We start from the raw sequence: 20,449 nt of genomic DNA, 5'->3' as shown, positions 1-20,449 counted from the left end.
GCCATGCGTGCCCGATGAAAAGATCGCGAACAGGCTCTGACGCCCAATATACCAAATTTCCGCTGAACAAATGCTGGCTCGTCTCATCCGGGCATGAACGCCTCAACATCGACTTTCTGCAATTCCTGCAGCAGCCATTGCTGCGCCTTGCCGCCTCCGCTGCGCCAGGCGACATAGGCGACGACCGCTGGCTTGGGCTCCGCCACTTCGCGGATCAGCAGTTCGCCGCGGGCGGCATGGTATTCGGCGAGCTTGCGCGGCAAATAGCCTACGCCCAACCCCTTGATCTGCGCCAGCGCCTTGCTTGGAATATCGGGAACCGACAGTACATCCTGCCCGTCCAGGATGCCGGAAGTCTTCGGCGGCAGGTGGCGCGAGCTGTCTGCCGCCGAGATGGAGCGGTGCTGCTGGATGTCGTGGTTCGCCAGCGGCTCGGGCGCTTGTGCCAAAGGATGATGAGGCGCCACGGCGAACACGAACTCCATCGTGCCGAGCAAGCGCGTGGTGTAGCCGCCGCCAGAAGGCCCTTCGCCCGGGGCGCCTATCGAGATATCCGCCCGGTTGCTGATCAGGGCGTCCCAGCTGCCGCCGTAGACCTCGCGCAGCAGGTGCACGCGGGTGCCGAAGCCTTGGCGGTAGAAGCGCTCCATGATGTCGTACAACGGCTCCAGCCTGAGGATGTCGCTGATGGCGATGCGGATGTCGGTTTCTATGCCGGTGGCGACGCGGCGCACCCGGCATTCCAGTTCGCCGGCCGCCTTGAGCAGGTGGCGGCCTTCGCGCAACAGCTCCAGCCCTGCTTCGGTGAGCTTCGCCTTGTGCCCGCTGCGGTCGAACAGCTTGATGTTGAGATCGTCTTCCAGCGTGCGGATGGTATAGGTGATGGCGGAGGGGACGCGGTAAAGGCTCTCGGCCGCTGCGGAAAAACTGCCTTCGCGGTCAATCGCATCCAGCACTTCCAGCGCCTCGATGGAAAGCTTGATGCTCATGCGGAGGCTTTCGGGAGCGGGTCGCGCTCATGCACCCAGAACAGCGTGGCGCCCGCAATCGCCGCCGGCATCATCAATACGTTGAGGCCGGGAACCCACAGCGCCGCATAGACGCTGGCGCCAAAGCCCAGGCTTTTCAGGCGCTTCTGCCTCAGCCAGGCCAGCATGTCCTGCCAGCCAAGCTTGTGGTTGTCCGCAGGGTAGTCGAGGTATTGCACGCACATCATCCAGACGCCGAACAGCAGCCACAAGGGCGGAGCGAGCAAGTTGAGTCCGGGGATCAGCGACAGGACCATGAGGCAGAGCGCGCGCGGCAGGAAGTAAAGCAGCTTGCGCAGTTCCCGGCCCAGGGTGCGGGGGACGATGGCCAGCAGTTCCTGCAGGTTGAACGCGGGGAAGTCATCCTGGCCACGGATCATGACTTCCGCCTTTTCTGCCAGCAATCCATTGAAAGGCGCGGCAATCAGGTTGGCGAACAAGCTGAAGGTGAAGAATATGATCAGCGCGAGCAGGATGACGAACAGGGGCCAGGCAAGATAGGAAAGGAACTCCAGCCAGCCGGGCAGAGTGGACAATAAGCCCGCGATCCATCTGTCGAACTGCTTGACGGCGTAATAGACCATGCCGATGAAGAGCGCGAGGTTGGCAAGCAGCGGCAGCAGCACGAACAGGCGCAGGCCTGGGCTCAATACCAGCTTCAGTCCCTGCAATAGATATTGCGGTCCTGACAGGGCGCGAGGTTGAATGGCGGTTGTCATCGGCTGTGGGCGGCGTTGCGCAACATGTTCATAACTTTTGAACAATATATACAAAATTCTTTGCTATTCATACTGCGAGCGATTATCTACCATGCCTGCTGACGTTCAATATTATTGAAGATGAAGAGAGGCGCACCATGATCAGTCTGCGTAAAGCCCAGGACCGCGGCCATGCCAACTATGGCTGGCTCGATAGCTACCATTCGTTTTCCTTTTCCGGCTACCACGATCCCGAGCACATGCACTACTCGGTGCTGCGCGTGATCAACGAGGACGTGATCGCGACCGGCATGGGGTTCGGCATGCATCCGCACCGCGACATGGAAATCATTACCTACATGCTCAAGGGCGAGCTGCGCCACGAGGACAGCCTGGGCAACGGCTCGGTGATCCGTGCGGGCGATGTGCAGCGCATGAGCGCTGGCACCGGCATCGTCCACAGCGAATTCAACGCTTCCGACCGCAGCCAGGCACATCTCTTGCAGATATGGCTGTTGCCCGAGAAGGATGGGATAGCGCCTGGCTACGAGGAGAAGCATTTTGCCGCCGAGCAGAAGCGCGACCGCTGGTGCCTGATCGCCTCGCGCGACGGTAGCGAGGGTTCATTGCGCATTCACCAGGATGTTGCTCTGTATGCAACAGTGCTGTCTGAAAACCAGCAGATCGAATACGGCATGCAGCCCGGTCGCAGCGTATACCTGCAGGTGGCGCGCGGAAGCGTGACCCTGGATGGGCTGCTGTTGGAGGCTGGCGATGCCGTGAAGGTCGACGCGCAGCAACATATTGAGATCACGGCAGGGGAAGAAGCGGAAGTGCTGCTGTTCGACCTGCCATCCCATACATCCCATTAATCTTGTGTATTGAAAGGAATATCATGACGAAAGTTGTAGTGGTGTATCACAGCGGCTACGGCCATACCGAAGTCCAGGCAAAAGCGGTGGCGCGCGGGGCGGAAAAAGTGGCCGGCACCGAGGTGCTGCTGCTCAATTCCGAGGAGGCGCAGCAAGACTGGGAGGCGCTGAACGCGGCGGACGCCATCATCTTCGGCAGCCCGACCTACATGGGCTCGGCTTCCGCCCAGTTCAAGGCATTCATGGATGCCAGCTCCAGCATCTGGTATAACCGTGGTTGGAAGGACAAGGTGGCGGCAGGCTTTACCACTTCAGCCAGCCAGAGCGGCGACAAGCTCAACACCATCGTGCAGCTCACCATATTTGCCGCCCAGCATGGCATGATCTGGGTAGGCAACGATCTGCTGCCGGGGAACAATAGCAGTGCGGGCTCAGTCAATGACTTGAACCGCCTGGGCGGGTTTCTGGGCGCGTTGGCCCAGGCCAATAGTGACCAAGGCCCTGACGTCGCCCCATTGCAGAGCGACTTGCTTACTGCGGAACACCTGGGCGAGCGTGTTGCCGATATCACCAAGAAGCTACGCGGCTAATATTAATAACGACTTTTTTGATACGCAGAGAGGAAATGCAATGAAACATTCCATCGCTAAACTGGGCTTGGTTGCAGGCCTGTTCGCGGCAAGCAGCCTGGCGTTTGCCGCTGCCGAGACTTACGAGATCGACAACAAGCACAGCTTCGCCAACTTCGCGATCCGCCATGTGGTTTCCAAGACTTCCGGCACCTTCAGCGACATCACCGGCAAGCTGATCATCGACAAGGACAACCTTGCCAAGTCGAGCGTCGATGCCAAGATCAACGTGCTGAGCGTCAACACCAGCAACGAAAAGCGCGACGAGCACATCAAGAAAGAGGAATACCTCAATGCCGGCAAGTTCGGGGAGATCCACTTTGTCAGCACCAAGATCGAACCCACCTCCGCCAGCCAGGGCAATGTCACAGGCAAGCTCACCATCAACGGCGTAACCAAGGACGTGACCTTCCCGTTTGCCGTGCTCGGTTTCGGCAAGGACCCATGGGGCGGCCTGCGCACCGGTATCGAAGCCAAGACCATCATCCGGGCGTCCGACTACGGCTACACCTGGGGCAAGCCTGGCTCCCCGGTGGGCGATGACGTCGAAGTCACCTTGCTGATCGAAGGCGTCAAGAAGTAAGCCTTGCCCGTCCTGCCTTAACCTGAAACGCCCGCAGGTGCCGCTTGCGCGGCGTTTTGCTGTTTGATCACGGAGGAAATTCATGTCTGCCGATTTATTCAGCCCGACCAAGTTGGGCAGCATCGCGCTCAAGAACCGCATCGTCATGGCGCCCTTGACCCGCAACCGCGCCGGCAAGGGCAACGTGCCGCAACCCATCAATGCAGAATACTACGCCCAGCGCGCTTCCGCCGGGCTGATCATCACCGAGGCGACGCCGATTTCCGCCACTGGGCACGGTTATCCCGCCACCCCGGGCATACACGATCCCGAGCAAGTCGAAGGCTGGAAGCTAGTCACCCAGGCCGTGCATGCCAAGGGCGGCAAGATCGTGCTGCAGCTCTGGCATGTGGGCCGTATCTCGCACCCGTCCCTGCAGCCCGGCAATGCCTTGCCGGTCGCGCCTTCTGCCATTAAGCCGGCAGGTCAGGCCTTCACCTACGAAGGCTTGCAGGATTTCGTCACGCCGCGTGCATTGGCGATCGAGGAGCTGCCTGGCATCGTGGCGGATTATGCGCGTGCCGCGCGCAACGCGCTCGAGGCCGGTTTCGACGGGGTCGAGATTCATGCCGCGAACGGCTACCTGCTAGACCAGTTCCTGCGCGACGGCACCAATCATCGTACCGATGAATACGGCGGCAGTATCGAGAACCGTACGCGCCTGCTGCTGGAAGTGACCAAGGCGGTGGTCGAGGTGGCGGGTGCCGACCGTGTCGGCGTGCGCATCTCGCCGCTAAACCCGTTCAACGATATCAGCGATTCCAACCCGCAGGCATTGTTCAACCATGTGGCTGAGAGCCTCAGCCCGTTTGGCCTGGCCTACCTGCATGCGGTGGAGGGTGGCATGGGCGGCGAGGATGTGCCGCCGTTCGATTTTTCCGCGTTGCGCAAGCATTTCAAGGGCGGCTACATCGCCAACCTCGGCTACGACCAGGCCAAGGGCGATGCCGCGATTGCCTCGGGCCATGCCGACGCGGTCGCCTACGGCGCGTTGTACATTGCCAACCCCGACCTCGTGGAACGCTTCCGGCAGGATGCGCCGCTGAATACCCCTGACCAAGCCACATTCTATGGCGGCGATGCCAAGGGCTATACCGATTACCCAACCCTACAAGGATAATAAGATGTCAAGAAAACCAGCAGTCACCAGCGTACCCATCGATTCCACCATTGCCGAGCGCTGGAGCGGCCGCGCCTATGACGCCAGCAAGCCGGTCAGCCGCGAGCAGACCATTGCCTTGCTGGAGGCAGCCCGTTGGGCACCGTCCTGCTACGGCGACCAACCGTGGCGCTTCATCGTCTGGGACAAGAACAAGGATGCCGCGGCATGGCAAAAGGCCTTCGACACCCTGGTGGAGTTCAACCAGGGCTGGGTCAAGAATTCACCGCTCCTGGTCTTGATCGCCGCGGATACCAAGTTCCACCATAACGGCAAGCCCAATCGCTGGGCAGCGTATGACAGCGGCGCGGCCGCAGAGAACCTCTGCCTGCAGTCAACCGCACTCGGGCTGATGGCGCACCAGATGGCAGGTTTTGACGCCGACAAGCTGCGCGCCGCTTTTGCCATCCCCGAGCAGATCGAGATCATTGCCATGGTCTCGGTAGGCTATGCAGCCGACCCTGCCACGCTGGAAGGGGAAGCTAAGGAGCGCGAGCTGGCGGCACGCAGCCGTCGCGAGCTGGGAGAGCTGTTCTTCGACAGCGCCTGGGGCAAGCCCATTGTCTGAGTTGCCGGTATACAGGTCTGTTATAATGAAAAATTCCATCCATTAGCCGGGATTTAATCATGCCTGTTTTGCAGCTTACAAAAGCCAACTTCAAGCAAACCATCGAGAGCAATGACTTTGTGATCGTCGATTTCTGGGCGCCCTGGTGTCAGCCGTGCGTCGCTTTCACGCCTGTTTTCGAGGCTGCTTCCGAGCAGAACCCGGATATCGTGTTCGGCATGGTGAATACCGAGGAAGACCCGGAAATCAGCGAGTATTTCGAGGTCGACAAGATCCCGGGCATCCTGGTGATCCGCGAGCAGGCTGGTATTCATGCCCAGGTCGGCGAGATCGGCGCTCCTGCGCTGGACAAGATCATCGAGTGGGCAAGGGCCTACGACATGACCCAGGTGCGCGAGTATTACACACAGCAGGAGGCAGCCGCCAAGTAGCAATCAGTCTTGGTGTATAGAAGCACATTGAGTGCCGCCCACTTGGAAAAGTGGGCGGCATTTTTATTTGCTACTATCCGGTGTACATGGATGATCAAGCCACATGGAGAGCATCATGAACGTCATGTTGAAGCGCGCCTATGAACTTCCGACCGAGTCGGATGGCACGCGCGTGCTGGTAGATAGGCTCTGGCCGCGCGGATTGGCGAAAGCCAAGGCTTGCATCGATCTCTGGCTCAAGGAGGTCGCGCCTTCTACCGAACTGCGGCAATGGTTCGGGCACGACCCGGAGAAATGGCAGGAATTCAAGCGGCGCTATCGTACCGAATTGAAAAATAACCCGGCTTGGGCGGAACTGCAGAAACTCGCGCAGCAAAAAGACATTACCTTGATATATGCGGCCCGCGACCAGTTGCATAACGAGGCCGTGATCCTCAAGCAATGGCTGGATGCCTCCGCCTGATGATTAGGGCCACAGTTTGGTAGGGCGGGGGCGTGGCCTACTAAGCCCAGTAAAGCAAAGAATTCAGGAGTCAGAAGCCGCCCGTGCTGAGCAGGCGGAACAGGAAAAATACGCCTATCCCCATCATGAGGTAAAGCGGCAGGTCGCCCCGTTTGCTCAATTCGCCGCGCCGGGGGGCGGTCAGCCAGCGGTTGGCAAGATAGATGACCAATATTGCGGCGGGAATGGCCAGCAATGTCCAGGTGCCGGAAAATACCCAGGCCATGGAGCGGTCCAGCCAGCCTTCGTCATTGAACAAGTGCACGGCAATACCGACGATCCCGACCAGCATCAATCCCAGCCGGAGGCCGGCCAGCAAGGTGGCGAGCAAGGACTCTGGTTTGGCATCGGGGTTGCGCGCAGGTTTGCTCATATTGGCTGGCTCCTGGAGGCTGTATCTAGCCCGGGGATGACGGCAGGTATTTGCTCGGGTCTACCGATTTGCCCTGGCGGCGAATCTCGAAATGCAGCTTGACCTTGTCGGTATCGGAATCGCCCATTTCTGCAATCTTCTGCCCACGGGTGACCTGCTGGCCTTCCTTCACCAGGATATTGCTGTTGTGGGCATAGACGGAGAGGAAGGTGTTGTTGTGCTTGATGATGACAAGCTTGCCGTAGCCGCGCAGGTCCGAACCGCTGTAGATCACTTTGCCGGGCGCGGCCGCATGCACGGGCTGCCCCATGGCGCCGCCGATATCCAGCCCCTTGGTGCTGGCGGAATCGTTGAAGCCTGCGATCACCTTGCCGTTGGTCGGCCATGCCCAGTCGATGCCTTCAATGCTGTTGGTGGCGGATGAAACCGTTGCGCTTGGCGCCGGGGAGGGCGTGGCAGCAGGCGTGCTTGGCGTGGCGGTTGCAGGCGTAGCCGCCGTTGGCGCAGCCGCTACCTGGGGTTGCGGCGCAGGCACTGGGGCATTCAAGGCCGCTTCGCTGTAGGGCTGGCGCAGCGCCTTGGGCTCAACCACCAATAACGGCTGGCCGGGTGCCGGCGTGGCGGTGCCTGTCTGGCCTGTCACAGTGGCGGGGCCGCTGCCGCCATCCAGGTTGAGCGGTGTGATGATGACATCGCCATCGGCAATGCTGGCCGGTTGGCCTGGAATCGGGCTGGCTGCCGGGGCGGCGTCTGCCGTGCGGGCAGGCAGGTTAAGCTGCTGGCCGATATGGATGGTGTAGGCCGGCGGCGCGATATTGTTGAGCTGTGCAATCTCTTTGTAGTCGAACCCGTATTCCAGGCCGATACTGTAGAGGGTGTCGCCTTTCTTGACCGTATGCGTATTGGGGCGCCAGTCGCTGGATTGCTGGCCGGCGCTCGGCTTGCTCTGCGTGGCGACCGGCGGCTTGGCTGCCGGTGCGCGGTCCACCACCGGAGCGTGCTCGGTCGTGCTGCAGCCGGCTAGGCCGATCAGGAATAGGCTGACGAGCCAGGATTTGTTGACTTGCTTAGTCCATTGCATTAGTTGGTTCCACCTAGCAGCGGCACGAATTTCACCGCTTCCAGTTTACTTTGTCTGTATTCAGAGCCTGTTGCCGTCTTGATGTGTTCGACCAGGTACAGGATTTGTTCTTCGGTGCCGACGGGGATCACCATACGCCCCCCTACGGCAAGCTGTTCAAGCAGCTCTTGCGGGATATGGCGCGCAGCCGCTGTGACAATAATACCGTCAAAAGGTGCCAGTTCCGGCAAGCCCATGGTGCCGTCGGCATGCTTGAGCTTGATATTGGCAAGGCGCAATTCGCGCAAATGGCCGCGCGCCTTCATCAGCAGCGGGCGGATGCGCTCCACCGAGTAGACTTCCTTGGCAACCTTGGAAAGCACGGCAGTCTGGTAGCCGCAGCCGGTGCCGATCTCCAGCACTTTTCCGAGCGGACCGCCGTTGCGCAGGATCTCGGTCATGCGCGCCACGATGTAGGGCTGGGATATGGTCTGCCCGAAGCCGATCGGCAGCGAGCCGTCCTCGTAGGCGCGCGAGGACAGCGCCTCGTCGACGAATATATGGCGTGGAATGGCGCCCAGGGCCGCCAGTACCACCTCGTCCTTGATGCCCTTCTCGCCCAGGCGTCCCAGCATGCGCTCGCGCGTACGCTGGGAAGTCATGCCGATGCCGCGTAATGCCGTGCTGCTCATGCTTTACAGCGCAAGCCAGTTCTTGACCTGTTCACGCTGGCTGTATTGCGTGAGGTCGATTTGCAGGGGCGTGATGGAAATGCGGTTCCGGCTCACGGCATGGAAATCCGTGCCGTCCCCGGCATCCTGCGCGCTGCCTGCCGCACCGATCCAGTAGACGGTTTGGCCGCGCGGCGTGGTGGACTTGATCACAGGCTCCGCCTTGTGTCGCTTGCCGAGGCGCGTGACTTCCGTGCCCTGGATCTGCTCGAACGGCACATCCGGCACATTGATATTCAGCAGCACGGGCGGCGGAAAGCGGTCCTTCTGGTAACGCTCGACCAGGCCGACCATGAAGCGTGCCGCCGTCTCGAAATGCTGTACGCCGTGGCGCGACATGGAGACGGCAAATGAAGGCACGCCGAGCAGAAAGCCCTCGGTGGCTGCGGCGACGGTGCCGGAATAGATGGTGTCGTCCCCCATGTTGGCGCCGTCGTTGATGCCGGAAATCACCATGTCGGGCAATTCGTCGAGCAAGCCTGTCACGGCGAGGTGCACGCAGTCGGTCGGGGTGCCGTTGACATAATAAAAGCCATTGCTGGCTTTATGCACCGACAGCGGACGGTCCAGCGTCAAGGAATTGCTGGCGCCGCTACGGTCGCGCTCGGGGGCGACCACCACGATGTCCGCCACCTTTGCCAGGTGCTGGGCCAGGATATTGAGCCCGGGGGCGAAATAGCCGTCGTCATTGGAAAGAAGAATACGCATTTTTTTATTATAACCGAGTCATGGAGCGCTTTTCACGCCCATCCGACAACAATCGCGTAAAAAATGTGACAGGCGGTTTCAGCTGCCGTGCTTGAGCTTGACGGCAGTTTCCGCCAGGCGTTTTCCCAGCGCGATACACAGCGCTTTTTCCTCGGCGCTGACCGGCTTGTCGTTCATCACCCCGGCAAGATGGCTGGCGCCGTAAGGCGTGCCGCCGGTGCTGGTGGCAGCCAGCGCGGGTTCGGAATATGGCAGGCCCAGCACCAGCATACCGTGGTGCAGCAAGGGAATCATCATCGAGAGCAGCGTGCTCTCCTGCCCGCCATGCATGGAGGAAGTGGAAGTGAACACCGCGGCAGGCTTGCCGATCAGCGCGCCCTTGAGCCAAAGCCCGCTGGTGCCATCGAGGAAATATTTCATCGGCGCCGCCATATTGCCGAAGCGGGTCGGGCTGCCCAATGCCAATGCCGCGCATTCCTCAAGGTCGGCCAGCTCGACGTAAGGGTCGCCGCTCTGCGGAATCTCGGGTTCGGTCGCTTCATGATTCGCTGATACCTTGGGCACCGTGCGCAACCTGGGCTGCGCGCCCTCGACGGAAGCAATGCCGCGCGCGATGAGCTTAGCCATCTCGCGGACGGAGCCGTTTTGGGAATAATAGAGGACGAGAATGTCGGTCATTTTTTGCGCTTGTCCTTGATACGTTGTTTGGTTTTATCAGTCTCGAATAACCCGGTGGCCTTGATCAGCTCGCTGAATTTGCTATAGCCATAATTGCGTGAATCAAAGGCTGGAAAATTCTTGATCATGTGTTTTTTTGTCTCTCCAATGTGGGCATAACCATCGTCATCAGACAATGCGCTGATTGCAGAGCGGATTAGCGTGATCAGACGCGCATCCATCGCCAGCTCTCGGCTATTCTTGCGTACGCCGGGTGCAGATGCGGGTGGAGTTGTGGATGTCGATGGGGCAAGCTTGGGTTTGGGATCTGAGTTTGAAGGTGTTTCTGCCGTTGAGGCTGGAGAGGGCTCTTGATGATCAGGCGACTTTTCTTTTGACAGAATTTCAATGTAGATGAATTTGTTACATGCTGCGATTAACGAGTCAGGTGTTTTTTGTTCGCCAAAACCATAAACCTGTTTACCTGATTCACGTAATCGGGTGGCTAGCCGGGTAAAGTCGCTATCACTGGATACGATGCAAAAACCATCCAGGGGCGCCGTGTATAGCAAATCCATGGCATCAATGATGAGAGCACTGTCGGTTGAGTTCTTGCCTTTTGTATTGGCATATTGCTGGATAGGCTGAATTGCATATTTGGGCAGAATTTCTTTCCAACGCTGCATCCTGGTTTCAGTCCAATCTCCATAAATACGACGAATGCTGACATCGCCGAATTTCGAGATTTCCTCCAATAATTCATCGACGACATTGATGAATTTGAACGTATTGTCGGCATCAATCAATATTGCCAGGCGAGGGCTTCCAGTCTCGGTATGGTGCATGTTGATACTTCCTTGGATTTATTATTGGAAGCGGAAAGTATAAAGCACATCCACCGCGCTCTCCGACCCGGCTTGCGACACAACAGACCAGTTCCGGCTGATGGTATAGGTGAGCTTGGCGACGTTGAGCAGGCCGGTGAGGCTCTTTTCGTAGCTGAGGTAGAGCTTGGAGGATAGGCGCTTGCCGAAATTGACGGTGGAGCTTTCCACGTCGTTGCCGCCTATGCTGAAGCTGTCGAGGCCGGCGGCGCGGGCCATCCTGGTCTGCAGGGGCACGGAGTCGCCCTGGGAGAGCAGGACGCCAGCGGCGAGCGAGAGCATGGCGAACTCGTTCTTGCCTGCCTGGTCGAGGCCGTGGCCCAGCACGAGCCAGGAGAGTTTTTCGCTGTCCGGCACGCTGGGGGTTGAAACCAGCTTGACGGTGGGCATCTGCGTATTGCCCGTGATCTCGACGCCGGCCTGCACGGTCTGGTTCTGGCGCATGGCGATGATGTTGAGTCCAGGGTTGTCGACGGGGCCGCTGAAGTTGACGATGCCCTTGGTGATGTTGAGCAGTTGTCCATAGGCCATGTAGGTGCCGCCGACGACGATGGAGCCTTCCGCGCGCAAGCTGTCAGGTACGCTGCCCGACAGGGTGAGGATGCCGGTGAGGTAGCCGTCCAGGCCGAAACCGCGCAGCAGGAATTGTTTGCTTGGGTCGACGATGCCGACGACTTCGTCGCCGAGGTTGATCCTGAGCCTGCCGATGGTGAATTGCAGCGGGCTGCTTTCTTCCTCGCGCTCGCGGCCGATCACGACGACGTCATTGCCTAGCTGCGGCGCGCCTTCGGGGGCCAGTTCGATCAAGCCCCGCACGATGCGCAGGTCGCCGTCCAAGGTGAGCTGGTTGTCCTGCAATGTGGTTTTCGCGCTGCCTTTCAATACCACTGTGCGGTCGGTGCGTTCTGCGGCCGTGAAATCGTCCAGCACCCAGTCGATTTCCATTTCCGGCTTGCCCGCTGCGAGGCGGATGCCGCCGCTGGCATTGATGGTGCCCTTGCCGCCGGTGAAGCGCAGCGTGTCCAGGGTGAGCCTGTCGCCCGACAACGAGGCGTCAAGCTGGCCGTTGGTGAGGTTGACGCCTTCGGCAGGCAGGCTGACGGTCAGGTTGCGGCCGCGGATGTTGCCGCCGAGGTTGGGGTTGCCGATGCTGCCGTCGGCATTGATGCTAACGTTGAGCGTGCCGTCTGCCTGGACCTCGGGAGAGGGCAGCCAGGCAAGACTGTTGATGTCCGCTGTCAGGCTGGCTTGCAACGGCGCGTTGCTTTCCAGGCTGAAACTGCCGGCCGAGCTGGTGACGCTGGTATTGAGGCTGCCCGCGATATTGCCCAGCTTGCTGCCGCGGATGTTGGCCGTCAGGTCGACCTGGTTGTCCCGCATCGCCAGCAGCAATTTGACTTCGCTGAGGCCGAGCGGCTGCTCGGGATGGCCTTCGCGTACCACGACAAGGTCGCCGGATTCGCGCTGCAGCGTGACGGTGCCGTTGAGTGATTCCCCGGCATTGATGTCCCATTGCCCTGAAAATACCGGGTTGCCCTTGAGATTGGCGGGCAATGAAAACAGCAGTGGCGGGATGTCCTGCAAGGCCAGTTGCTCAATGCGGCCGTGCGTCTGCAGACCGCTGGCGCCTTGCCGTAGCGCATCCAGGCTGATGCGGCCCTGCTTGAACTGCAGCACCAGGTTGTCGATGGCAAGCCCGGCCTCGTCGTAGCGGATGGGGGCCGGGACCTGCAGTTTGATCGGGGCTTCCGATTGGTATTCGAGTTGCTGCAATGCGCCTATCCAGGCACCGGTGGTGTCGATGCCGCCGGCGATAGTCGATTGCAGCTTCAGCCCGGTGCCGGCGGCCTCCAGCTTGAGGACATGTTGCGCGCGGTTGCCGTTCAAGGCGATCTTGCCGTCGATGAAGCTGCCCTGGTTGATGCGCAGGCCCTCGGCATTGAGCGCCGCCGCGAGGTCGCCCATGGCGTGCAGATTGCCGTTGCCGCTGATTTTGCGTGCCGTGACATTGCCTGGCAGGCGCAGGTTTTCCGCGAGCAGCTGGAATTGCGCGCGCAGGTCGTCAAACTCGCCGGCTACCGTGCCGTTGGCTTCGGCCTTGCCGGCAAATGCCGGGCCCAAGGCATTCAATGCAGGCAAGGCGGCTTGCCAGGCGAGGCTGCTGCCGGGTTGGCCTAGGCTGCCGTTTGCGGTGATGCGGTTGCCGCCCAGCGTGGCATCCACCTGGATGCTGTCCAGGATGTTGTCGAGCAGGCGCAGGCTGGCCTTGGCCTGCAGGGGCTGGCCGCGCCATTGGCTATCCAGGCTGTTGAGCGCCACGGTGAGGTCGGCGGCGGGCAGCAGTTTGCCGTTGAGGCTGAGATCGGCGCTCAGGCGGGCGTCTGTCGCCTGGCCCAATGCTTTCGGATCCAGGTCGCGCAGGCGGACATCGAGCTTGAGCGGCAGGTCGCCTTCCAGGGTGACTTCCCCCGCGATATCCAGCTTGCCTGCGGCAGGCAGTGCGCTATCGGCCGCTACCATAGCGGGTAACTGATCCTGCATGGCCAAGAGGTTGTGCATCTCGAAACGCAAGGCCTGGAGGTCGCCGGAAAGAATGGTGTTGAGGTCGTAGGGCATGTTGCCTTGCGCCTGGCGCACGTGGATATTGCCGGACAAGGGGAACGGCTTGCGGTTCTGCAGCGCGACTTCAGCCGTAATGTCGCCCCAGGGCGTCTCCGCGCGCGACAGTTGCAGGCGGATGGTATTGCTGTCCGCCGCCATGTTGAGGGTGACATGCTGCAGCACCTGGCGGCTGTTGCCGGAGACGATCTCGATTTCGTCGATTGAAGCCTGTTCCACCTCTACGGGGAAGGGCACCTGAATGGTATCGGGTAGTTCGGGCAGGCTGCTGGCAGGCGCGTCCGGCTTATCGTCTGCCGGGACCTGCTTCATGGTGATGACCAGGCGCTGTGCGTGCAGCCGGTCCACGCGCAGGCGGCCTTCGCGCGTGGGCAGCAGCCTGAGGTGGCTGTCGAACTGCAACAGGTCGATCTCCATGTTGCCGGCATCGTAATGCAGGTCCTGCAGGCTGGAGCTGAGCTGGATCAAGGCATATGCCGGCGCTATGCAGGGCAGGAACCACAACAGCAGGATGATCAGCAGCCGCTTTGCCATCAGAAAGTGACCCCCAGGTTGAAGTGCAGCCGGTATTCGCCGGTTTCCTGGCCGCGGGCGATGTCGACGCCGATCGGGCCTGCGGGGCTCTTGAAACGGGCGCCCAGGCCGTAACCATACACCGGCTTGAGGTCGCGCGTATTGTTCGCCGCATTGCCGAAATCCACGAATGCGGCGGCGCCCCATGACTCCGTGAGCCATTGGATCACCTCAATGCTGCCGGTGACCAGGTAGCGCCCGCCGATCACGGCGTCGCCGTCGGCAACGCCCAGGCTCTGGTAGGCATAGCCGCGCACCGATTGGTCGCCGCCGGCGCGGAACAGGTAGGTGGCGGGGGCATTGTCGGCACCGCTGACGATGCCGCCTTCGAGCCTGGTGATCAATTGCGTGCTGCGCGTCAGTGGGTAGTAAGCCTGGGTCTTGGCATAGCTTTGCAGGAATTTGCCATTGGCCATGACATCGAGCGGGGCGCTGGTGAACAAGGCATTGAACAAGTAGCCGCGCGTGGGGTTTAGTTCATTGTCGATGCGGCGCAAGGTGATGCCGTAGGAGATGGTGGCGGCATAGTTGTTCTGGGATTCGCTGCCATCAATCGCCACATGTTCCAACAGGTAAGCCGCCCCTATGGTCTGCTCGAAGCTGCGCGGTCCCCATGAGCGCTTTACCCCGGTGCCCAGGGTAGAGGTGGTCTGGCCCTCGATATCCAGGCGGTTGAGGTCGGCATTGAAGCTGTCGCGGTAGCCGTTCTTGTCGGTGGGCAGGCGGATCAGGGAATTGAGCGATTGCGCTTTCTGCTCGATCTTCAAGGTGTTGGTGAAGCGCCAGCCGCGGTTGAACAGGTTGAGGTCCTGGTAGGTCAGCGTGGTGCGTGCGCCCGTGTTGGTACTGGCGCCGACGCCGATGCCGACCTGCACCGATTGCATTTCCGTGACGTTGACGACGATGGGGGCGGCTTCCGGGTCAGCATTGTCGGTATGCGACGTGACTTCGACATTGCTGAAGTATCCGCTGGCCTGCAGTTCGGACTGGAAGAACAGCAACCGGGCCTGGCTGTAGGTTTCGCCAGGCTTGATTGGGTTGATGTTCTCGACCAGGCTGCGCGGGTAGCGCTGCAGGCCGTTGACCTCCAGGCCGCCGAAGCGGAAAGGCGCGCCGCTGTCGATTTCCACCATCAGCCGGACCTTGTTGCTGGCAGCGTCGATCTCGGCCTTGCTGTTGGTGATCCTGGCATTGGGATAGCGTTGCAGCACCAGCCCGCTGAGCAGGCCGCGCTTGGCGCTGGACCAGCGGTCCTGGCTGAAGCGCATATCCTGCTTGAGGGACCAGTTTTCAATGAGTTGCGCAGGCTCGGGCTTTTCGCCGCTGGCCTGATTGGTGATATCGCCAGTGAAGCGGATATCGACTTCCTGGACGGTGACCGGGTCGCCAGTCTGGACCGTGAACTTGGCGCGGTTCCTCGTGGTGTTGCCTTCCGTGCTGGTCTCGAGGCTTTGCTCGATGGTGGGCGAGAAATAGCCCTCGGTGGCCAGCAGGTCCTCGATATTGCGCGGGGCGGCCTGCAATAGCCGGTGCCACTCGGCGGTATTCATGCGCGGGCTGTTGAGCCAGCGCATGATATCCATGTGTTTCTCCAGCAGGTCGTCGACGGAGGACGGAGCGTCGATATCGACGCTGTAACGATTCTCTGCAGCGTGGCCGGTTTGGTTCAAGAGCAGGAACCAGGCCACGAACGCTAGAGAACAAGCGCGCAAGGCCTGGAAGGATAGAGAAATAACCTGGGCGCAATGAGGGCGTAACAGCGCCAGGGTATGGGTTTCTCTAGATCGATTTTGCAAGTGCGCTAGCTTTTCCTGTGTAAGTGGCGGGAGTCAGTTCCAGCAGTTCCTGCTTCGCCTCGGCGGGAATCTTGAGCTCCTGGATGAAGGTGTGCAGCGATTCCTTGTTGATGCCGCCCTTACCGCGCGTGAGCGCCTTGAGCTGTTCGTAAGGGTTGGGCACGCCATATCGACGCATCACGGTCTGGATTGGTTCCGCGAGCACTTCCCAATTGCTGTCCAGGTCTTCCTCCAGGCGCTGGCGGTTGACCTCGAGCTTGCCCAGGCCCTTGAGGCAGGAATCGTAGCCGAGCAGCGCATAGCCCAGCGCGACGCCCATGTTGCGCAGCACGGTGGAATCGGTCAAATCGCGCTGCCAGCGGGAGATCGGCAGCTTTTCCGCCAGGTGGCGCAGCACGGCATTGGCGAGGCCCAGGTTGCCTTCGGAGTTCTCGAAGTCGATCGGGTTGACCTTGTGCGGCATGGTGGAGGAGCCGACTTCGCCTTCCTTCACCTTCTGCTTGAAGTAGCCCTGGGAAATATAGCCCCAGATGTCGCGGTCGATGTCGATCAGGATGGTATTGATGCGGGCGACCGTGTCATAAAGTTCCGCCATGTAGTCGTGCGGCTCGATCTGGATGGTATAGGGATTGTAGGTCAGACCCAGGCTCTCGACGAACTTGCGGGCAAAGCTTTCCCAGTCGAACTCGGGATAGGCGGAAAGGTGGGCGTTGAAGTTGCCTACCGCGCCGTTGATCTTGCCGAGGATTTCGTTGCCGGCGAGCTGCTCGCGCTGGCGGCGCAGGCGGTACACCACATTGGCGAGCTCCTTGCCCAGCGTGGTGGGGGAGGCGGTCTGGCCGTGGGTGCGCGACAGCATCGGAGTGTCGGCCAGCTCGTGGGCAAGCTCGGTCAGTCGCGCAATGATGTTGTCGATCGTGGGAACGATGACTTCGTCACGCGCATTTTTCAGCATCAATGCGTGCGACAGGTTGTTGATGTCTTCGGACGTACAGGCGAAGTGGATGAATTCGCTGACTTCGCGGATTTCGTGGTTGCCGTCGAAATGTTCCTTGAGCCAGTATTCCAAGGCTTTGACGTCGTGGTTGGTGCGGGACTCAATCGCCTTCACCTGAGCGGCATCCGCCTCGCCGAAGGCTGCGATCACCTTGTCCAGCTCTGCGATGGTGCCCGCGCTGAATGGCGCGATTTCCTTGAGTTCCGTTTCGGCAGCGAGGGCCTTGAGCCACTCCACCTCGATCAGTGCACGGAAGCGGATCAGCGCATATTCGCTGAAATAGGGGCGTAACGGATCGAGCTTGGATTGATAGCGGCCATCGAGGGGGGAAAGTGCGTTAAGAGGTGTGAGCTCCATCGGTAAACCTTTTTGCATGGTAGTGAGCGCAGGCGCAAGGGCAATTTTGATCTCAGCTGCAACTTTGATCTAAGCTGCTCTGCCAGCGTTGGAAAAACGTGATTTTACCTGACATCTGCGATTGACAAAATCTCGGCTTCACTCGTTTTTTATATGGGACATGAACGCCGCAGCGTCCTTAATTGGCTCCGTTGCTGCGCCAAAGCGGTGCATAGGGGCTGGAGGCGGCATGGCTGCGGATGTCGTGCCGCCTGCGATTCGCTTGAAAGTTGATGAAGAAACACCGCTGAAGTGGCGGAGTACGCTGCAACAACGCAAAACATACGCGCTATCGGCCAAGATGGTTGTAAACAAGATTCATTCTCTGAAAAATCCTGTGAAAACAGGCACGTTCATTGCATGCAGCACATTGCCGGCGATTTATAAGCCAGCCGCAACACTGTATAATTCGCTTATTCAGGCCATGCAAGCCATATTGGCAGCCAGCGCGAACGCTGCCTTGGAAATGCGCCGCAACGGCGCCATGCGGGAAACAGTCAATATGCGTTGCAGCCTACCGCTATCACGAAGTTAATGGAAAACCATGCTAATCGCTTATCGTAAACATGTAGAAGAACGCGCCGCCGCCGGCCTTCCCCCTTTGCCGCTGGATGCAGAGCAAACGGCCGCCCTGGTCGAATTGTTGAAGAATCCTCCCGCTGGCGAGGAGCAGTTCCTCGTCAACCTGCTGGAAAACCGCATTCCCGCCGGTGTGGACCAGGCCGCCTATGTGAAGGCAGCCTTCCTGGCCGATATTGCCAAGGGCGAGGCAATATCGCCGCTGGTCAGCCCGCAACATGCCGTAAAGCTGCTGGGCACCATGTTGGGCGGCTATAACGTGCAGGCGCTGGTCGCCTTGCTGGACGGCCCGCTGGCCGTTGACGTCGTCAAGGCACTGTCGCACACCATCCTCATGTTCGACGCCTTCCATGACGTCGCGGAGAAAATGAAGGCAGGCAATACCCACGCGAAGACGCTGATCGAGTCCTGGGCCGCCGGTGAATGGTTCACCAGCCGCCCCAAGCTGCCGGAAGAGATGCGCCTGGTGGTGTTCAAGGTGGACGGCGAAACCAATACCGACGACCTCTCGCCCGCACAGGAAGCATGGTCGCGCCCCGACATCCCCTTGCACGCCAAGGCCATGCTCATTAACAAGATGGCGGACGGCTTGCAGACCCTGGAAAAACTCAAGGCGCAAGGCCTGCCGCTGGCTTATGTCGGCGACGTAGTCGGCACCGGTTCTTCACGCAAGTCCGCGATCAACTCCGTGCAATGGCACATGGGCAACGATATTCCCTACATCCCCAACAAGCGCACCGCCGGCGTGGTGCTGGGCGGCAAGATCGCGCCTATCTTCTTCAATACCGCCGAAGACTCCGGCGCCTTGCCTATCCAGTGCGACGTGAGCGCCATGAACACGGGCGACGTGATCGTGGTGCGCCCCTACGACGGCAAGGTGCTGAATGCCGCGGGCGAGGAAATCGCCAGCTTCGACCTCGCGCCTTTGACCATGCCGGACGAAGTGCGCGCGGGCGGCCGCATTCCCTTGATCGTCGGCCGCGGCCTGACCAACAACGCGCGCCAATTGCTGGGTTTGCCGCCTTCCGACCTGTTCATCCAACCGGTTGCGCCGGAAGATACCGGCAAGGGCTATACCCTGTCGCAGAAGATGGTGGGGCGCGCCTGCGGCCTGCCTGAAGGCAAGGGCGTGCGCCCAGGCACCTATTGCGAACCCAAGATCACCACCGTCGGCTCGCAGGACACCACCGGCGCGATGACGCGCGACGAACTCAAGGAACTGGCCTGCCTCGGCTTCTCGGCCGACCTGGTGATGCAGAGCTTCTGCCACACCGCAGCCTATCCCAAGCCGGTCGATATCAAGCTGCAGCACAGCCTGCCGGAATTCATTTCCAGCCGCGGCGGCGTCAGCCTGCGTCCTGGCGACGGCGTGATCCACTCCTGGCTCAACCGCCTGATCCTGCCCGATACCGTCGGTACCGGCGGCGATTCGCACACCCGTTTCCCGATCGGCATTTCCTTCCCGGCCGGTTCCGGCCTGGTGGCGTTTGCTGCCGCGATGGGCGCAATGCCGCTGGACATGCCGGAATCCGTGCTGGTGCGCTTCAAGGGCGAGATGCAGCCCGGCATCACCCTGCGCGACCTGGTGAACGCGATTCCCTATGCCGCGATCCAGAAAGGTGAGCTCACTGTGGGCAAACAGGGCAAGAAAAACGTCTTCAATGGCCGCATCCTCGAAATCGAGGGTTTGCCCGACCTAAAGGTGGAGCAGGCATTCGAGTTTGCCGATGCCTCTGCCGAGCGTTCCGCCAACGGTTGCACCGTGCACCTGAACAAGGAGCCGGTGATCGAGTTCCTCAAGTCGAATATCGTCCTGATGCAGAACATGATAGACAACGGCTATGAAGACGCTCGCACCCTGCAGCGCCGTATCGAGGCGATGGAAGCCTGGCTCGCCGACCCGCAACTGCTGGAAGCTGATAAGGATGCGGAGTATGCCTATGTGCTCGAGATCGACCTCAACGAGGTCAAGGAGCCGCTGGTGGCCTGCCCGAACGACCCGGACGACATCAAGCCGCTGTCCGCCGTCGTGGGCGACAAGATCGACGAAGTCTTCATCGGCAGCTGCATGACCAATATCGGCCATTACCGTGCTGCGGCCAAGGTGCTGGAAGGCGCCGGCGGCATCCCGACGCGCCTGTGGATCGCGCCGCCTACGCGCATGGACGAGAGCCAGCTGCGCGACGAAGGTGTTTACTCAGTATTCGGTGTGGCTGGTGCGCGTACGGAAGTGCCGGGCTGCTCGCTGTGCATGGGTAACCAGGCGCGCGTGGCGGACCGTGCCACCGTGTTCTCGACCTCGACCCGCAACTTCGACAACCGCATGGGCAAGGATGCGCGCGTGTATCTGGGCTCTGCTGAATTGGCCGCGGTGTGCGCCCGCCTGGGCCGCATCCCGACGCAGGAGGAATACCTGGAGACGGTAGGCGACAAGCTCAGCAAGAATGCCGACAATATCTACAAGTACCTCAATTTCGACCAGATGCCGGAATATGCCAAGAAGGTCATCCCGATTTCGGAAATCGCAGGCTAGTAATTTGTCATCGCATTAAAAAAACAGCCGCTTG

Annotated in this window: 20 protein-coding genes; 9 read left to right on the top strand and 11 right to left on the bottom strand. The window is 60.3% G+C overall.

Annotated elements, in window-relative coordinates:
• Positions 1-83: 83 nt before the first annotated feature.
• Positions 84-989 (bottom strand): LysR family transcriptional regulator, encoded by a 906-nt coding sequence (locus tag ACW4YW_RS12220; RefSeq protein WP_457137801.1) that lies wholly within the window; start codon positions 987-989, stop codon positions 84-86.
• Positions 986-1,747: a sulfate transporter CysZ gene (gene cysZ, locus ACW4YW_RS12215; RefSeq protein WP_457137800.1), complete on the bottom strand. Its 762-nt coding sequence runs from the start codon at positions 1,745-1,747 to the stop codon at positions 986-988. The genes ACW4YW_RS12220 and cysZ overlap by 4 nt, the downstream gene beginning before the upstream one ends.
• Before the next feature lie 137 nt (positions 1,748-1,884).
• On the opposite strand from cysZ, the gene ACW4YW_RS12210 reads away from it, so the two are divergent.
• From ACW4YW_RS12210 to ACW4YW_RS12180, 7 genes are all read left to right on the top strand, one after another.
• Complete coding sequence (locus ACW4YW_RS12210; protein WP_457137799.1) at positions 1,885-2,598, top strand: pirin family protein; 714 nt, start codon at positions 1,885-1,887, stop codon at positions 2,596-2,598.
• A gap of 23 nt (positions 2,599-2,621) precedes the next feature.
• The gene (locus tag ACW4YW_RS12205) at positions 2,622-3,188 is read left to right on the top strand and encodes a flavodoxin family protein (RefSeq protein WP_457137798.1); all 567 of its coding nucleotides are present in this window, start codon (positions 2,622-2,624) and stop codon (positions 3,186-3,188) included.
• Between the two features lie 40 nt (positions 3,189-3,228).
• A complete protein-coding gene (locus ACW4YW_RS12200) occupies positions 3,229-3,810 on the top strand; it encodes a YceI family protein (protein ID WP_457137797.1) in 582 nt (193 codons plus the stop codon).
• Between the two features lie 82 nt (positions 3,811-3,892).
• Positions 3,893-4,969, top strand: coding sequence for an alkene reductase (locus tag ACW4YW_RS12195; RefSeq protein ID WP_457137796.1), 1,077 nt, complete (start codon positions 3,893-3,895; stop codon positions 4,967-4,969).
• A 4-nt stretch (positions 4,970-4,973) separates the two neighbouring features.
• Positions 4,974-5,576: a nitroreductase family protein gene (locus ACW4YW_RS12190; protein WP_457137795.1), complete on the top strand. Its 603-nt coding sequence runs from the start codon at positions 4,974-4,976 to the stop codon at positions 5,574-5,576.
• 59 nt (positions 5,577-5,635) lie between these two features.
• On the top strand, positions 5,636-6,007 hold the full coding sequence (locus ACW4YW_RS12185; RefSeq protein ID WP_457137794.1) for a thioredoxin family protein: 372 nt from the start codon (positions 5,636-5,638) through the stop codon (positions 6,005-6,007).
• Between the two features lie 115 nt (positions 6,008-6,122).
• The gene (locus ACW4YW_RS12180) at positions 6,123-6,470 is read left to right on the top strand and encodes a DUF488 domain-containing protein (protein WP_457137793.1); all 348 of its coding nucleotides are present in this window, start codon (positions 6,123-6,125) and stop codon (positions 6,468-6,470) included.
• A 70-nt stretch (positions 6,471-6,540) separates the two neighbouring features.
• On the opposite strand, the gene ACW4YW_RS12175 is transcribed toward ACW4YW_RS12180, so the two are convergent.
• The 9 genes from ACW4YW_RS12175 to purB all read right to left on the bottom strand — a co-directional run bounded on the left by ACW4YW_RS12175 (position 6,541) and on the right by purB (position 17,264).
• Positions 6,541-6,882, bottom strand: coding sequence for a hypothetical protein (locus tag ACW4YW_RS12175; protein ID WP_309566801.1), 342 nt, complete (start codon positions 6,880-6,882; stop codon positions 6,541-6,543).
• Positions 6,883-6,907: 25 nt separating this feature from the next.
• Positions 6,908-7,963 carry a peptidoglycan DD-metalloendopeptidase family protein gene (locus ACW4YW_RS12170; protein WP_457137792.1) on the bottom strand — a complete coding sequence of 352 codons (1,056 nt, stop codon included), beginning with the start codon at positions 7,961-7,963 and terminating at the stop codon, positions 6,908-6,910.
• On the bottom strand, positions 7,963-8,634 hold the full coding sequence (locus tag ACW4YW_RS12165; RefSeq protein ID WP_457137791.1) for a protein-L-isoaspartate(D-aspartate) O-methyltransferase: 672 nt from the start codon (positions 8,632-8,634) through the stop codon (positions 7,963-7,965). Before ACW4YW_RS12165 ends, ACW4YW_RS12170 begins: the two co-directional genes overlap by 1 nt.
• 3 nt (positions 8,635-8,637) lie before the next feature.
• A complete protein-coding gene (surE, locus tag ACW4YW_RS12160) occupies positions 8,638-9,381 on the bottom strand; it encodes a 5'/3'-nucleotidase SurE (protein WP_457137790.1) in 744 nt (247 codons plus the stop codon).
• A gap of 78 nt (positions 9,382-9,459) precedes the next feature.
• Positions 9,460-10,059 carry an NAD(P)H:quinone oxidoreductase gene (gene wrbA / locus ACW4YW_RS12155; RefSeq protein WP_457137789.1) on the bottom strand — a complete coding sequence of 200 codons (600 nt, stop codon included), beginning with the start codon at positions 10,057-10,059 and terminating at the stop codon, positions 9,460-9,462.
• On the bottom strand, positions 10,056-10,883 hold the full coding sequence (locus ACW4YW_RS12150; RefSeq protein ID WP_457137788.1) for an NYN domain-containing protein: 828 nt from the start codon (positions 10,881-10,883) through the stop codon (positions 10,056-10,058). The genes wrbA and ACW4YW_RS12150 overlap by 4 nt, the downstream gene beginning before the upstream one ends.
• Before the next feature lie 21 nt (positions 10,884-10,904).
• Positions 10,905-14,075 (bottom strand): translocation/assembly module TamB domain-containing protein, encoded by a 3,171-nt coding sequence (locus ACW4YW_RS12145; RefSeq protein WP_457137787.1) that lies wholly within the window; start codon positions 14,073-14,075, stop codon positions 10,905-10,907.
• On the bottom strand, positions 14,075-15,910 hold the full coding sequence (locus tag ACW4YW_RS12140) for an autotransporter assembly complex protein TamA (RefSeq protein ID WP_457137786.1): 1,836 nt from the start codon (positions 15,908-15,910) through the stop codon (positions 14,075-14,077). The genes ACW4YW_RS12145 and ACW4YW_RS12140 overlap by 1 nt, the downstream gene beginning before the upstream one ends.
• On the bottom strand, positions 15,894-17,264 hold the full coding sequence (purB, locus tag ACW4YW_RS12135) for an adenylosuccinate lyase (RefSeq protein ID WP_457137785.1): 1,371 nt from the start codon (positions 17,262-17,264) through the stop codon (positions 15,894-15,896). Before purB ends, ACW4YW_RS12140 begins: the two co-directional genes overlap by 17 nt.
• A 229-nt stretch (positions 17,265-17,493) precedes the next feature.
• On the opposite strand from purB, the gene ACW4YW_RS12130 reads away from it, so the two are divergent.
• Both ACW4YW_RS12130 and acnB read left to right on the top strand, forming a co-directional pair.
• Positions 17,494-17,838, top strand: coding sequence for a hypothetical protein (locus ACW4YW_RS12130; protein WP_457137784.1), 345 nt, complete (start codon positions 17,494-17,496; stop codon positions 17,836-17,838).
• 9 nt (positions 17,839-17,847) lie between these two features.
• The gene (acnB, locus tag ACW4YW_RS12125; RefSeq protein ID WP_457137783.1) at positions 17,848-20,415 is read left to right on the top strand and encodes a bifunctional aconitate hydratase 2/2-methylisocitrate dehydratase; all 2,568 of its coding nucleotides are present in this window, start codon (positions 17,848-17,850) and stop codon (positions 20,413-20,415) included.
• Positions 20,416-20,449: the final 34 nt, after the last annotated feature.

The sequence above is a fragment of the Methylobacillus pratensis genome (genome assembly GCF_054072455.1).
The sequence above is the reverse complement of the archived record's forward strand: the minus strand, read 5'-3'. Positions and strand labels throughout refer to the sequence as shown.